The organism is Alterinioella sp. B-7 (genome assembly GCF_056857775.1).
The window spans coordinates 14,754-28,488 of the sequence record NZ_JBSXNT010000017.1 but is presented as its reverse complement, the minus strand read 5'-3'; the positions used below and the strand labels follow the sequence as shown (position 1 = coordinate 28,488).

Sequence of the window (13,735 nt, the reverse complement as noted above, 5' to 3'; positions counted from 1 at the left end):
AAAGGCCCTCAGAATGGCTCAGGCGCCGATCTCTTCATGGTCGGTCAGGCATTCGGAATGATCGCGCAGCACCTCGAGCACACGGCAATCGGCCGTCTGCCCGCCGCTGCACTCCTGCACCATCCGCTTCAATTCCGTGCGCAGCGCCTTGAGCCGCGCCAATCGTTGCTCGACCTGCTTGAGCTGCCGACGCGCGATCGCATCCGCCTCGGCGCAGGATTTTCCCGGATGATCGCCAAGATCGAGCAGTTCGCGGATCGCCTCCAGCGAGAACCCCAGTTGCCGCGCGTGCCGGACGAAGGACAGGCGATCCAGCTCGGCATCGCCATAACGGCGCTGGCCGCCCTCGGTCCGGTCGGGCTCTGGCATGAGGCCGATCTGCTCATAATACCGGATGGTCTGCACTTTCGTTCCGGTCTTCTTGGCCAGCGTCCCAATCGTCAGCATATCAGGCCCTCCCCATTAGCTACAGTGTATGTAGCTTCAAGCCGCGCGCGTCACAAGCTTTACGTGGCTTTTGCAGATCGGTGATTATTGGCCGATCTGTAACATTGACGCTTGAACCTGCACTAGCCAGAGGATGTAAATGCACAGAAAGAATGGAGAATCGACTTCGGGCGGATACTGAAACCGTGGGGGTTCGGCAGACGCCGACATTCTTCATGAACGCAAGGCCGCTGGAACCGTTCGACGAGGCTGAATTGCGGCGCGACGTGGCCGCGGAATTTGCGGTCGCACAAAGCTGAACACCGGTGAAGGGAAGAAACAGATGAAAAGGCCGCGCTGCGGAAATGCCGTAACCGTCCTTGCACTTCTTGCGGGATTGTCGGGCCCGGGACTGGCCGGATCGGAGGATGTCGTGATCGCGGATGCCTGGCCTCGCGCAACCATCGGCATGAACCGTCCCGGTGCCGCCTGTCAGACCCTGGGCAACACCGGCGATGCGGATGTGACAGTGACCGAGGGCCATGTACCGGCCTCTGACATCCAGCGCCTGCTGGAGGATCGGCCGGACGCGGTCGGCCTCGCGGCGCCGGATATGCCCTCCGGATCGACCGAGGTCTACAGAAGCGACCCAGACTCCTGACAGATTCCCAAGCGAGGCATTAGAAGTTGGAATCCCTCTCCCCCATGGCGCTTGGCTTTTTCGGAAGCCTGGCCGCAGGATCGCTGACTGCGATCGGCGCGGTGCCCGTTCTCTTCGGGCGTCTCCCCTCGCGGGCCACGCGCGATCTCCTGCTTGGCTTCGCGGCAGGTGTCATGCTCGCGGCTTCTTTCTTCTCGCTGATCATCCCGGCCCTCGACGCGGCCGAACTGCAGTTCGAGAACGCAGCCGCCCCCGCAGCCATTGTCTGCATCGCGATCCTGTTGGGTATGGGCGTGATCGCCATCCTGAACGAAAGGTTGCCGCATGAGCATTTCAAGACGGGACGCGAGGGACCGGAAGCCGCCTCGCTGCGGCGCGTCTGGCTTTTTATCATCGCGATCACCATCCACAACTTTCCCGAAGGGCTTGCCGTCGGCGTCGGGTTCGGGGCTGACGGAGTTTCGGGCGGCTTGCCCCTCGCCATCGGCATCGGACTGCAAAACGCCCCCGAAGGCCTCGCGGTCGCGGTCTCGCTGTTGGGCGAGGGCTATTCCAGGTTTCGCGCATGGGGCATCGCCGCCCTGACCGGCCTCGTCGAGCCGGTTGGCGGGCTCCTGGGGGCCGGGATCGTCAGCATCTCGCAACCGCTGTTGCCGTGGGGCCTTGCCTTCGCCGCAGGTGCGATGCTCTATGTCATCAGCCACGAGATCATTCCCGAGACACACCGTTCCGGCCACCAGAACCGGGCAACGCTCGGCCTTGCCCTGGGTCTCGTGATCATGCTGTTCCTCGATGTCTGGCTTGGCTGACCCCGCCGGGCAAATGAATTCACCCTTGCTTTGCCCTGGCTGCCTCGGGCGGCGGCTTTTCACGACTTGCAACAGGCCGGTCTTCGGCCTGACATCCTGACAGCAGAACCACCGAGCAGGCCGCGCGGCAGATCTATTCCCGTTCGAGCCGCCTTTCAAAAGCCGCAAGGGTGGCATCGCTCACATGATGCTCGATCCCTTCCGCATCGCGTTCCGCGGTCTCTTCATCAATGCCCAGGCTGAGCAGAAATGCGACGACGATCCGGTGACGCCGCTTGCAGGCCTCGGCCAGCTCCTGTCCCGTCTCGGTCAGGAAGATCGAACGGTAGGGCTCCCTCCGGACAAGGCCGACGGTTTCGAGCCTCGAGACGTTCTTGGTCACGGTCGGCGGTTTCACCCCAAGCCGCTCGGCAATATCGACCGGCCTGGCCTCGCCCCGTGTCTCGATCAGTTCCGCGATCAGCTCGACATAGTCTTCGGCCATCTCGCTCTCATGCGCCAGGCGCACGGTCGCGAACCCATCGGCCTGCGCCTCGGGTGCCCTGTCGGTCGCTTCCCGCCTGTATGGCTGCGGTTTCGTCATCCGCCCACAGTGCCGCGAGAGATCGGGATTGACAACGAGGGATTGACAACAGGTTTCCTTGGGGTAGATAAATTAGCCATGTCTAACTTATTCACCCAGAGGCCAAAGTGATCCGAGATTTCGCGACAGTCCTGCTTGCCACAATCGCGGCTGTGTTCGTTCTCGCGGGCCCGGGCGCGGCGACCCCCGCCAGAGAGGCCCCGTGGCTTCCCGAGGCGGCGGCGTATCGGCTGACCCTGTTTCTCGGCAATCTCGAACCCGTGCCCTGGGACGAGGTCGCATCCGCCTGGTCCGAACCCTATCGCGGGTCGGAATTCACGGTTGGCGGGTTGGCATGGCTCGGGCGCGAAAGCGCGGTTGACACCGACCGGCTGGAAGCCGCCATCGCGCAACAGGACCGGCAGGCGGTCTTTGCCGAGGCAACGAGGCTGATCGCGCTCAGGATCGAAGAGGAACTGGAACGCGCCGTCACGACGCAGGATCCGGCGGCGGCGCAGCAGGCCGTTCGGACGGGCCGGGAACTCTACCGCGCATTCGCGGATGGCATCGCCGCCGCCGATCCCGAGGCCGCAAGACGCAACGGCATTGCCTGGCTGGAGCTCAACAGCAGCACCGGATTCGCCGGTGTTCTTGGTGCCGGCGCCACCCCTTCCGACACCGACACCATGATGGCCGCGCGCGCAACCATCTCCGATTACATCGCTCAGAACTACCTGGTGGAGGATTTCGCGCCCCGCCAAACGCTGAGCACCTTGCCCGAAACCGCCGCTCTGGGCGACAGCAATGTCGAGGTGCCGCCCGCCCTGCCACCGGGCTCGGACATCTTCGATCAGGATCCGCTGCCACTGCTGGTCCTCAACTTCGAGGAGCAGGGCATCGACGAGACTGACCTGCCGCTGGTGGCCTATGGCGACATGCTGTTCGACAGCGCGCAGATATTCGGCGGCCCGGCGCGCGATCTCGGGATCGCCTGCTCGACCTGTCACAACCGCTCGGACGTCAACCAGCGGCTGTTCATTCCCGGTGCCAGCCACCAGCCGGGCGCGATCGACGTCGATGGCGCCTTCTTCAACCCGATCTTCAACGACCGGCGCGATGACCCGATCGACATTCCCAGCCTGCGCGGCCTGCGCTTTACCGGGCCCTATGGCCGCGATGGCCGCTTTGCCAGCCTGCGCGACTTCACCCGCAACGTGATCGTCAACGAATTTGCCGGTGACGAGCCGACGCCCTTCATGCTGGATGCGCTCCTCGCCTACATGCTCGAATTCGACTTCCTGCCGAACTCCATGTTGACGACCGATGGCCGCCTGACCGATGCCGCCCCGGACGCGGCGTGGCGCGGCGAAGTGATCTTCAACACGCCCTTCGCCGGGCTCGGGGACCGGTCCTGCGCCAGTTGTCACATTCCGGACGCCAATTTCCTCGACCGGCAGACCTATGACATCGGCTCGGTCACACCGGCCTATGCAGGCGCCCGTGCCGGGGCGATGGATACGCCCACGCTGCTTGGCACGCTCTATACCGCGCCCTATTTTCACGACGGGTCTCTGCCGACCCTGGGATCGGTCGTGGATTGGTTCGACGAGACCGCGTCACTCGGCCTGAGCGAGGCCGAGCGGGCAGACCTGACCGCCTACCTGGAGACCGTCGGCGCGGCGGATGCGCCCTATGAGGCGTTCGACGAGGAGAACACGGCCTTCCGTCTGGCCTTCTCCGAACTGACGACCTTCGCCTCGACGCTCGACACGCTGCTGCCACGGCGGGACGCGGCGCACATCCTGCTTCTGACCGACACCGTCGCCGCGGACCTTGCGGCGGATGCCAGCACAATGGCGAACCTTGCCGCGCGGCCCGAAATCTACGCGCTGGCCGAACGGCTGGTCGCGGTCGGGGCTGCCGTGCGCGATGAAGACTGGGCGGCTGCCGAAGAAAGCTGGTCCGCGTTCCAGTCCGAGGCCCGCGCACTCGAAGAAAGGGCATTTTGATGGCAATCCGCATGAATCGCAGGATGCTGATGATGATGGCCGGTGCGGGCGCGGTGTCGCTGGCGGCGCCTCTCCTGGCGCAGGGCACGGCATTGCGCATTGCCTTCATTCCGCAGGAAAACCCCGAAAAGCTGCTTGGCGACATCGAGGCGATCACTGGCTGGCTGGCGGCGCAGATCGGCGTGCCGGTCGAAGGGTTCGTCACCATCGACCACGCCGCGGCGGTCGAGGCGTTGCGAAATGGCGATGCGGATATCTCCTTCATGGGCGCGCTGCCCTTCGTTCTGGCCGAATCCGAGATCGGGGCCGTGCCGCTCCTGTCCGAGGTCTACCGGGGCGCGCCGAGTTACACGGGGCGCATTTTCGTGCGCCGCGACAGCGGTATCGCCTCGCTGGCCGACCTGCGCGGGCGCGACATCGCCTTTGCCGACCCGATCTCGGAATCGGGCTACCTCTATCCGCTGGCCGAGTTCGAGCGGGCCGGTCTGATCGACGGTCCCGACGGGGCCGGGGCGTTCTTTGGCCGCATCTTCTTCGCGGGCGGCTACCAGCAGGCAATGCAGGCCATGGCCGAGGGCCTGGTCGATGCCGCGGGGGCCAGCCAGTATGCCGATCTTCTGCTGACCCCCGATCAACAGGCCGATGTGACCTGGATCGCGGAAAGCGAACCGATCCCCAGCCACCTGGTGATCGCGCGGCCAGGGCTGGATGCCGATCTGCAAGGCCGCTTCATCGACGCCATGATGCAGCTCAACGAGCCGGAGAACCGTGACAGGCTGCGCTATCTCTACGGCCCCGATGGCTATGTCCTGGCCGATTCCGGCGCCTATGACGGCGTCCGCGAGATGGCACGGCGATACGGGCTCTTGCGATGAGCGGCGCGATAGAAATCGACGACCTGGGCTATTCTCATCCCGGCGTGGCGCTTCCCGCGCTGAGGGAGGTTTCTCTCGTGGTGCCGCAGGGCGAAAGCGTTGCCCTCATCGGGCCGTCGGGGGCTGGCAAGACAACGCTTCTGGCGTTGCTCGACGGCAGGCTACAGGGTTGGTCCGGGCGGGTTGCCGTCCTTGGATCATTGCTCGATCCCGACCGGCCGCCGCCGAAAGGCCGCCGCGCGGATACCGGTTTCGTGTTTCAGGAATTCGCCCTGGTCGAGAGGTCGACGGTTCTGCGCAATGTCCTCAACGGTCGCCTCGGGCGCATGTCTCCCTTGCGCGCCCTGATGGGGTCGCCGACCACCCGCGACCAGGAGGTGGCGCACAGGGCGCTTGACGATTGCGGCATCGCGGACCTTGCCGGACGCAGGGTCGACAGCCTCAGCGGCGGGCAGCGTCAGCGCGTGGCGATCGCGCGCTGCCTGGCGCAGGAACCCCGGCTGATCCTGGCCGATGAACCGGTCAGCAACCTCGACCCGGCCCGCGCGGGCGAAATCCTCTCGCTCTTGACCGGCGCGGCGCGGGCGCGCGGGGCAACGGCGCTGTTCTCGTCGCATCAGCCCGACCTGGCGCGGCGCTTCGCGCAACGCATCGTCGGGATGCGAGGCGGGCGGATCGCATTCGACGCCCGGACCTCGGACGTGACCGAGGCCGCGACGGCGGAACTTTACCGCGATGAAGCGCCGACACCCGCAATCGGCCTCAGGGCGGTGTCGTGATGCGGTTTCGGAGCGGTGGCAGCTTCGCGGCGGGCCTGCTGGTCGCCGCGGCGGTCCTCTGGTCCTTCGCCACGACCGATGTGGAACTGTCGCGCCTGATGTCGGCCGGCCCGCGCATTGCCGATTTTCTCGGTCGCATGTTCCCGCCGGACCCGACGGTAATGCAGGAGATCATGACCGGCAGCGCGGAAACCCTGCGGATCGCCATTCTCGGTTCGCTCGGGGCGGTGATCCTGTCGATCCCCCTTGGCATAGTCGCGTCCGAGACGATGGTATCGCCCGCGCTCTATCGACCGGTTCGGACGCTTCTGGCCGTGATCCGGGCGATCCCGCTGATCCTGGTGGCCATGCTGATGGTGGGGGCGGTCGGGCTGGGTCCGCTGCCCGGTATCATCGCGGTCGCCTTTCATGCGACGGGGATGCTCGCCAAATTCTATGCCGAGGCAATCGACGGTGTCTCCCGCGCGCCAATCGCTGCGCTGGAAAGCGCGGGCGCGGGTCCGCTGGTGCGGCTCAGACACGCGATCTGGCCGCAGATGGCGCCCGTCGTCGCCCGCGACACCATCTTCCGGTTCGAGCTGAACCTGCGCGAGTCGCTGATCCTGGGGATTGTCGGCGCGGGCGGGATCGGGTTCTACATCCAGACCTACGTGCGCTCGTTCCAGTATGACAAGGCGGCCAGCGTCACGATTGCCGTTGTCGTCATGGTCATCGCGATCGAGATCGTCAACGCCGCGCTGCGCCGCCGCTTTACCTGATCCTCACGCATAGATGTCGATAGGCGTCCCATCGCGCACCATGGCATAGATCTTCTCGATCTGGCGATCCGAGACCGTGATGCAGCCTGCTGTCCAGTCACGGACATTCGTCGGGTCGATTCCGCGCCGTGGCCCGCCATGGATGAAAATATCGCCGCCCGGTGACCGGCCCTGCGCCTCCGCGAAGGCGATATCCGCCTCGTTCGGGTAGGAAATGCCGATGGACAGGTGGAACAGGCTGTCCGGGTTGCGGCGATCAATCAGGTACGAGCCCTCCGGCGTCCGACCGTCCCCTTCGAACTGCTTGTGACCCACGGGCGCGAAACCCAGGCCAATGGGATAGCTCTGCAAGGTGCCTTCCGCGCCATCCAGAACCAGCAGGCGCTGCGCCTTGTAAACGCGCAGCCGCGTGACTTCGGGCCCGTCATAGGTCCGGAACCTGCTTGCGCAGGCCGACAGGAACGCGGCCACGCCGCTCAACAGCATGATCCGCCGTGAAAGCCTTGATTTCAGCACTGCCCGACACCCATTCTTGCGAGGTCTTGATAGCCACGATTGATACGGTATCGGGCAGGCCGGATCAATGCCCGTGCGCCAGTGCACCCTTCGCCATGTGCTCGCCCACGGGTTTGCCGCCGGAAGGCGGGGTCTCGGCCCGATGACCGTTCAAAAGCCGCAGCGCATTGGCGACCACCAGCAGGGACACGCCCACATCGGCGGCAATCGCGCCCCACATCGAGGCCATGCCAAAGGCGGTCAACCCGACGAACAGCGCCTTGGTCGCCAGCGAGATGCCGATATTCTGGTGAATGATCGACATGGTCCGGCGCGAATGACCGATGAGCCAGGGCACGCGGCCGATGTCGTCGGTCATCAGCGCGATATCCGCCGTTTCGATGGCCGCGTCCGATCCGACGGCCCCCATGGCAATGGCATAATGCGCCCGCGCCATGGCCGGCGCGTCATTCACGCCGTCGCCGATCATGGCCACCACGTCGTGACGTTCGACCAGCTCCTCGATGGCGGCCACCTTGTCCTCGGGCAGCAGCTCGGCGCGCACCTCGTCGATGCCGACTTCGGCCGCGACCGCGCGGGCGGTGCGCTCATTGTCCCCGGTCAGCATGATGATGGATTTGACACCCTGCGCGTGCAGCCGGGCCACGATCCCCTTGGCATCGGGGCGGATGCGGTCACGCAACTCAAGCACGCCGGTCACGCCGGTTTCGTCACCGACCGCCACCAGCGTGCTGCCCGCGCCTTCGATCCGGTCGCGCAGATCCGCCGGAATCGCATTGCCGAAACCCTTCTCCTCGGCAAAGCGGTCCGAGCCGAGCCAGATGGCGCGATCATCCGCGCGCCCCTCCAGGCCGCGCCCCGGCACCGTGCGCGTATCCTCTGCGGCGGAAACCTTCACGCCGTCGATCTCGGCCCGCGCAAGAATGGCGCGCGCCAGCGGGTGCGAGGATCGCGCCTCCAGACCGGCGGCCATCGTCACCAGGTCACGCGCAGAGGTGTCGCCCAGGGGGTGAACGGCCGCCACCTCGGGCTCGCCCATGGTGATCGTCCCGGTCTTGTCCATCGCCAGCGCCGTGGTGCGGCCCGGTGCCTCGACATAGGCCCCGCCCTTGATCAGCACCCCGGCCCGCGCCGAGGCGGTAAGCGCCGCAACAATCGACACCGGCGTCGAGATGACCAGCGCACAGGGGCAGGCGATGACCAGAAGCACCAGCGCATTGTAGACCCAGTAATCCCAGGCCCCGCCCATGAGCATCGGCGGCAGCACCGCGATGGCACTGGCCAGCATCATCACGATGGGCGTGTAGATGCGGGCGAATTTCGCCACCCACTGTTCGACCGGCGCGCGTTTGGAATGGGCATCGCCCACCATGCGGATGATCTTGGCCAGCACCGTGTCCGACGCGGCTTTGGTCGCCCGCACCGTCAGCGTGCCCTCGCCGTTGATCGTGCCGGCATAGACCTCGTCGCCGGTCTCTTTCGGCACCAGCGCGCTTTCGCCGGTGATCGGGGCCTGATCGACGGCGCCAGCGCCCTCCACAACCTCGCCGTCCAGCGGGATGCGGTCGCCGCCGCGCACGATAAAGCGGTCATCCACCGCGACCTCGGCCGCCGGAACGTTCGCCTCGCTGCCATCAGGCCGGATCACCCGCGCCGTGGGCGGCGCAAGGTCAAGCAGGGCGGAAACCGCGTTGCGCGCCCGTCCCACGCTCCAACTCTCCAGATAGAGCGAAAGCGAAAAGAAGAAGGCGACGGTGGCGGCCTCGAAAAATTCGCCGAGGCCGATGGCACCGGCCACGGCCACGACCATCAGAAGGTTCATATCGGGCGACAGCCGCCGCGCCGAAGACCAGGCCTTGGGCGCCACCAACCAGACGCCAAGGATGATGGCGACCGCGAACAGCCCCGCCTCGACCAGGGGCATGGCCGTGTCGTCATGGCCCGAGAAGATCCCGATCGCGCCCGCCAACCCGGATTCAGCGATGTGATAGAGGAAACCCGCCGCCCAGAACCCGCCACTTAGCGCGGTGAAATATTTCTGCCGCGCCAGATGCGCGGCCTGGTCTTCCGCCGCGTCATCGGCATCCCATGGCTTGGCGCTCATGCCCGTGCTTGCGACCAGTTGCGCGACCTCGTCATCCGAAATCCTTTCGGCGCTGTCGAGAACGGTCATGCGCCCATTGATGACGTCGAACGCGAGATGTTCTGTCCCGCCAATTTTCGGCCCGACCACCCGGTTCAGGATCGCGACCTCCTCGGCACAATCGAGGCCCGAGACCTGAAAGCTCCTGCCATTCGCCGGGAAAGGTTGCGCCGCCACGGCGCCAGCGCCCGACCCGCAGCAGGCCCCGTCCGCGCCATGCGAACGGGGGCGGCCCGACCGGGCATGGTCGCCTGAATGATCCTGGCGCTGGCCATTGCAAGACATCGATTCGACCTCACGATTAGCGAATTCGAATCGGATATAGCCCCTACAGCTACTAGAGCTTCAAGAGGGAGGGCGGGGCATACCTTCAGCCAGAACAGCCACGGATCAGACGCAGACAGCCTTGGACGAAGCTCGGCTGAACGTCGTCAAAGGCCGCTGGTTCAACTATGCGCGACCATGCCATCCTCGGCGGGATAGAGAACCGCCGTCGAACCGATCTCTACATTCGGGTAAAGGTCGATGATGTGGGGCATCACCATCCGCACGCAGCCGGAGCTGGCGCGGCTGCCGATGGACCAGGGCTGCGGCGTGCCGTGAATCCTCAGGTAGGTATCGCGGTTGCCGACATAGAGATACAAGGCGCGCGACCCGAGAGCATTGGTCGGGCCAGGTTCCATCCCGTCCTCGTATTGTGCGTAAACCTCGGGCTCTCGCTCGATCATGTTCCGTGTCGGGGTCCAGTGAGGCCATTCGACCTTGCGCCGAATGGTGTATGTCCCGGGCTCGTAGAGACCGCCCCGCCCAATCGCCACACCATAGCGCATCGCGGTGCCGCCTTCCTCGATGTGGTAGAGGTAGCGCGCCACGGCATCGACATGAATGTCGCCGGGGGTAAGCCGGTCGTTCGCGGCGACCCGCTGCGGCAACAAGCGCGGATGCAGACCCCAGGGGTTGGTCGTGGCCGGATCGTAGCCGAGCGGCGTCACTTGCGCGTCCCAGGCCGCCTTCTGCGCCGCGTCGGGCCAGGTGCTGGCCAGGACCGGGGTAGAAATCGCTGCCGAAAACAGCGCCGTGGTCGTCTGGATGAAGTGTCGTCTCGTCAGCATGTGCTTTGCTCCGCTCTCGTGATCACCTGTCGCTGGCCCTGCCAACCTGAATTTAGCAGTGCCTGGGGCCTTCAGCAATTATCGGTTCAAGACAAAATGCCCCAGGCGAAGGCGCGTGCCACGAAGATTGTCGTCGTCCGGGCCTTTGGCAAACCCGTTCTTCAAAGATCATGGGCCGGCATCTTGTCCTCCTCAGACGCCTTGCTGCCCTCGACAGGAATTTGCGCCACACCGGTCAGTGGTGCGAGTTGTCAAGAATATACGCACATCGCCGCCCCCCGGTTCCGTCTGCCGTCTTTTTGACTGGCATGGACTTTCTCAACTGTCCTCGCTCACGCCACTTCGGTCAGCGCGTCGATGACGGGACATTCGGGTACGTCGTCGCCGGTGCATTGTGCCACTGTAGACGACAAGACCTGTTCGATGCGCCTGAGATCCGCGATCTTGGCGCGGACCGTGGCGAGATGGGCCGTGGCGAGGGCCTGCACCTCTCCGCAGGTCTGCTGCCCGCCATCGACCATTGCGAGCAGATCGCGAACCTCGTCCAGCGTGAACCCCAACCCGCGCGCGCGCATGACGAAGCGCAGCCGCGTGACATGACTGTCATCGTAGACGCGGTAGTTCTTGCTGGAGCGCGGCGGCTCCGGCATGACGCCGATAGTCTCGTAATAGCGGATCGTCTCGAGGTTGCATCCCGTCAGTCTGGCCAGATCTCCGCGCCTCAGGATCTTCACCGACCTGTGATCATTCTTCACGTCAGCCCCCCTTGAGCCTGTATCGGCTACAGACCCTAGGTTGAGATCATCAACCAGGCAAGGACGATTCGAACCATGACTGAAACCACATCCTCGGGTCAGGCGACGGGCGCAGGCGACACACCGGTCGACGACAGAAAGGCTTGGGCGACAACCGGGTTGGGCTTTTTCGGCGCGCTGGCCATGACCTCATGCTGCATCCTGCCGCTGGTACTGGTCAGTTTCGGCGTGACCGGCGTGTTCATCGCGCAACTGGGCGTTCTCTACCAGTACAGGTGGATCACCTTCGCGCTGAGTGCCGCCTTCATCGGCTACGGCTTTTACAAGGCTTACCGCCCGACCCCGGCGGAGGCCTGCGCCGATGGCACCTGCGCGCGTCCCATGAACCGGACCCTCATGCGATCCCTTCTCTGGCTCGCCACCGCGATCGTCGCCGTCGCGATGATCTTCCCTTACCTTGCCCCCTACGTTCTGTCCTATTGAAAGGCCAAGCCCATGAAACCGATCCAACGCGCCATTGTAGCCTTGGGAATACTCGCAGCGGTTCCCGCCAGCGCCGAAGAACAACGCATCAATATCGGCGTCGGCGAACTCACCTGCCCGACCTGCTCGTTCACGGTTGCGGCGGCCATGCGGGGCGTTCCCACGGTCGAGATCATCGACTTCACGGAAGGAGAGGAGTTCGGCACCGGCACCTATATCGTGGCCTTCGACGATCAGGCGGCCAACCCCGACATGATCATCGACGCCGTCCTGTCCAACGGGTATCCCGCCGAGTTGCTCCAGGCCGGGGATTCCTGAGGCGCGGAAGCGTGGGCAGGGCCATGGAAGACACGCGCATGCTCCGTCTTCTTCCGGCCCTTGTCATTGCCGCCCGATGCTCATGATCCGCGGCGGCGGTGGCATCCGAATGACACCCGATACACGGTATTGAAGAGAAACACCCCATGACAAGCAGTTACGACCTCATCGTGATCGGTGGCGGCACCGCTGGAAATGGCGTGGCCCGGATGGCCGCAGATGCAGGCTGGAGCGTTGCCAGCATCGACAGCGAACCCCATGGCGGCACCTGCGCCCTGCGCGGCTGCGATCCCAAGAAGATGCTCGTTGCCGTCACCGAAGGCGTCGAATGGGCCGAAAACATGAAGGGCAAGGGGCTGGAGGCGCAGCCTTCGGTCAACTGGCCCGACATGATCGCCTTCAAGCGCGGCTTCACCGACAGCATGCCGCCGCGCATCGAAGGCGGAATGGAAAAGGCGGGGATCGACGTGCTGCACGGAGAGGCCAGGTTTACCGGCCCCGATACGATCGAGCTGAACGGCAAGACCCTGACCGCGAAACATTTCCACATCGCCACCGGCGCACGGCCGATGACGCTGAACATCCCCGGCGAAGAGCATCTGACCACCAGCACCGAATTCCTCGAACTGCCCGAGCGTCCCGACCGCATCGCCTTTGTCGGCGGCGGCTTCATCGCCATGGAATTCGCCCATATCGTCAAGCGCGCGGGCGCCCGCGACGTGACCGTGCTGGAAATGATGGATCGCCCTCTTGGCAATTTCGACCCTGATCTGGTCGAAATGCTGGTCGAGGCGACCGAGGATCTGGGCATCGACCTGCGCACCAAGGCGAAGGTGGCGAAGATCGAGAAGCAGGGCGACGAATTTGTTGTCACGGTGGAACGCGCGGGCGGCACCGAAACCGTGACCTGCGACCTGGTGGTGCATGGCACGGGCCGGGTGCCCAATATCGACCGGCTGAACCTCGAAGCCGCAGGCGTCGAATACTCCCGCCGTGGCATCAAGGTGAGCGACGCGATGCGCACCACCAACCCGGCGATCTTCGCCGCCGGTGACTGCGCCGATAGTGGGCTGAACCTGACCCCCGTCTCGGCGGCAGAGGGACGTATCGCGGGCAAGAACCTTCTGGCCGGCAAGGACGCGCGGCAGATCAGGTATCCGCCGGTCCCGTCCGTGGTCTTCACCCTGCCGATGGTGGCCACGGTGGGCCTGTCCGAAGCGGCGGCCAGGGAGCAGGGGCTGAAATTCGATGTGCATTTCGAAAAGACCCAAGACTGGTATTCGTCGCTGCGCGTCGGCGCGAAACACACAGGTTTCAAGGTTCTTGTCGAAGAAGGCAGTGGCAAGATCCTCGGCGCGCATCTGATCGGGCCGGGCTCCGAGGAACAGATCAACTTGTTTGCCATGGCCATGGGTGCCGGACAGACCGCCAACCAGATCAAGGCGATGATCTTCGCCTATCCCAGCTACGCCTCCGACATCGGGTCGATGGTGTGAAACGAATATTGACCGCGCCACGAGGACGGCACC

Annotated in this window: 14 protein-coding genes and 2 pseudogenes; 10 read left to right on the top strand and 6 right to left on the bottom strand. The window is 64.8% G+C overall.

The window, feature by feature from the left end; all coding sequences use genetic code 11:
• Positions 1 to 18 precede the first annotated feature (18 nt).
• Positions 19 to 447, bottom strand: a complete 429-nt coding sequence (locus AC13C7_RS01605; RefSeq protein ID WP_172321098.1) for a MerR family transcriptional regulator — start codon at positions 445 to 447, stop codon at positions 19 to 21.
• Between the two features lie 158 nt (positions 448 to 605).
• On the opposite strand from AC13C7_RS01605, the pseudogene AC13C7_RS01600 reads away from it, so the two are divergent.
• From AC13C7_RS01600 to AC13C7_RS01590, 3 genes and pseudogenes are all read left to right on the top strand, one after another.
• A pseudogene (locus AC13C7_RS01600) lies at positions 606 to 746 on the top strand (DsbA family protein); the annotation flags it as partial.
• Positions 747 to 769: 23 nt separating this feature from the next.
• Positions 770 to 1,054: pseudogene (locus tag AC13C7_RS01595) on the top strand (DUF411 domain-containing protein); the annotation flags it as partial.
• Between the two features lie 59 nt (positions 1,055 to 1,113).
• Positions 1,114 to 1,896 carry a ZIP family metal transporter gene (locus tag AC13C7_RS01590; RefSeq protein WP_172321097.1) on the top strand — a complete coding sequence of 261 codons (783 nt, stop codon included), beginning with the start codon at positions 1,114 to 1,116 and terminating at the stop codon, positions 1,894 to 1,896.
• Positions 1,897 to 2,029: 133 nt separating this feature from the next.
• On the opposite strand, the gene mntR is transcribed toward AC13C7_RS01590, so the two are convergent.
• A complete protein-coding gene (gene mntR / locus AC13C7_RS01585) occupies positions 2,030 to 2,479 on the bottom strand; it encodes a manganese-binding transcriptional regulator MntR (protein ID WP_172321096.1) in 450 nt (149 codons plus the stop codon).
• 152 nt (positions 2,480 to 2,631) lie between these two features.
• Here mntR and AC13C7_RS01580 point away from each other — a divergent pair, with 152 nt between their 5' ends.
• Genes AC13C7_RS01580 through phnE form a run of 4 tightly spaced genes read left to right on the top strand, consistent with a single transcriptional unit; the run spans position 2,632 to position 6,879 of the window.
• Complete coding sequence (locus tag AC13C7_RS01580) at positions 2,632 to 4,467, top strand: cytochrome c peroxidase (protein ID WP_482866402.1); 1,836 nt, start codon at positions 2,632 to 2,634, stop codon at positions 4,465 to 4,467.
• Positions 4,467 to 5,342, top strand: coding sequence for a phosphate/phosphite/phosphonate ABC transporter substrate-binding protein (locus tag AC13C7_RS01575; protein WP_482866401.1), 876 nt, complete (start codon positions 4,467 to 4,469; stop codon positions 5,340 to 5,342). The genes AC13C7_RS01580 and AC13C7_RS01575 overlap by 1 nt, the downstream gene beginning before the upstream one ends.
• The gene (locus AC13C7_RS01570; RefSeq protein WP_482866400.1) at positions 5,339 to 6,121 is read left to right on the top strand and encodes a phosphonate ABC transporter ATP-binding protein; all 783 of its coding nucleotides are present in this window, start codon (positions 5,339 to 5,341) and stop codon (positions 6,119 to 6,121) included. The genes AC13C7_RS01575 and AC13C7_RS01570 overlap by 4 nt, the downstream gene beginning before the upstream one ends.
• On the top strand, positions 6,121 to 6,879 hold the full coding sequence (phnE, locus tag AC13C7_RS01565) for a phosphonate ABC transporter, permease protein PhnE (RefSeq protein WP_172321092.1): 759 nt from the start codon (positions 6,121 to 6,123) through the stop codon (positions 6,877 to 6,879). Before AC13C7_RS01570 ends, phnE begins: the two co-directional genes overlap by 1 nt.
• Positions 6,880 to 6,882: 3 nt before the next feature.
• Here the strand turns inward: phnE and AC13C7_RS01560 are convergent, their stop codons facing one another.
• The 4 genes from AC13C7_RS01560 to AC13C7_RS01545 all read right to left on the bottom strand — a co-directional run bounded on the left by AC13C7_RS01560 (position 6,883) and on the right by AC13C7_RS01545 (position 11,405).
• Positions 6,883 to 7,365 (bottom strand): L,D-transpeptidase family protein, encoded by a 483-nt coding sequence (locus AC13C7_RS01560; protein WP_482866399.1) that lies wholly within the window; start codon positions 7,363 to 7,365, stop codon positions 6,883 to 6,885.
• A gap of 94 nt (positions 7,366 to 7,459) precedes the next feature.
• Complete coding sequence (locus tag AC13C7_RS01555; RefSeq protein WP_482866398.1) at positions 7,460 to 9,823, bottom strand: heavy metal translocating P-type ATPase; 2,364 nt, start codon at positions 9,821 to 9,823, stop codon at positions 7,460 to 7,462.
• 161 nt (positions 9,824 to 9,984) lie between these two features.
• Positions 9,985 to 10,650, bottom strand: a complete 666-nt coding sequence (locus AC13C7_RS01550; RefSeq protein WP_172321089.1) for a L,D-transpeptidase — start codon at positions 10,648 to 10,650, stop codon at positions 9,985 to 9,987.
• Between the two features lie 332 nt (positions 10,651 to 10,982).
• Positions 10,983 to 11,405 carry a MerR family transcriptional regulator gene (locus AC13C7_RS01545; protein WP_482866397.1) on the bottom strand — a complete coding sequence of 141 codons (423 nt, stop codon included), beginning with the start codon at positions 11,403 to 11,405 and terminating at the stop codon, positions 10,983 to 10,985.
• A 75-nt stretch (positions 11,406 to 11,480) separates the two neighbouring features.
• Here AC13C7_RS01545 and AC13C7_RS01540 point away from each other — a divergent pair, with 75 nt between their 5' ends.
• The 3 genes from AC13C7_RS01540 to AC13C7_RS01530 all read left to right on the top strand — a co-directional run bounded on the left by AC13C7_RS01540 (position 11,481) and on the right by AC13C7_RS01530 (position 13,702).
• Entirely contained in the window at positions 11,481 to 11,888 is a 408-nt protein-coding gene (locus AC13C7_RS01540; protein WP_482866396.1) for a mercuric transporter MerT family protein, read from the top strand.
• Between the two features lie 12 nt (positions 11,889 to 11,900).
• Positions 11,901 to 12,206, top strand: a complete 306-nt coding sequence (locus AC13C7_RS01535; protein ID WP_446169335.1) for a heavy-metal-associated domain-containing protein — start codon at positions 11,901 to 11,903, stop codon at positions 12,204 to 12,206.
• A 146-nt stretch (positions 12,207 to 12,352) separates the two neighbouring features.
• Positions 12,353 to 13,702, top strand: coding sequence for a dihydrolipoyl dehydrogenase family protein (locus AC13C7_RS01530; protein WP_482866395.1), 1,350 nt, complete (start codon positions 12,353 to 12,355; stop codon positions 13,700 to 13,702).
• Positions 13,703 to 13,735 lie beyond the last annotated feature (33 nt).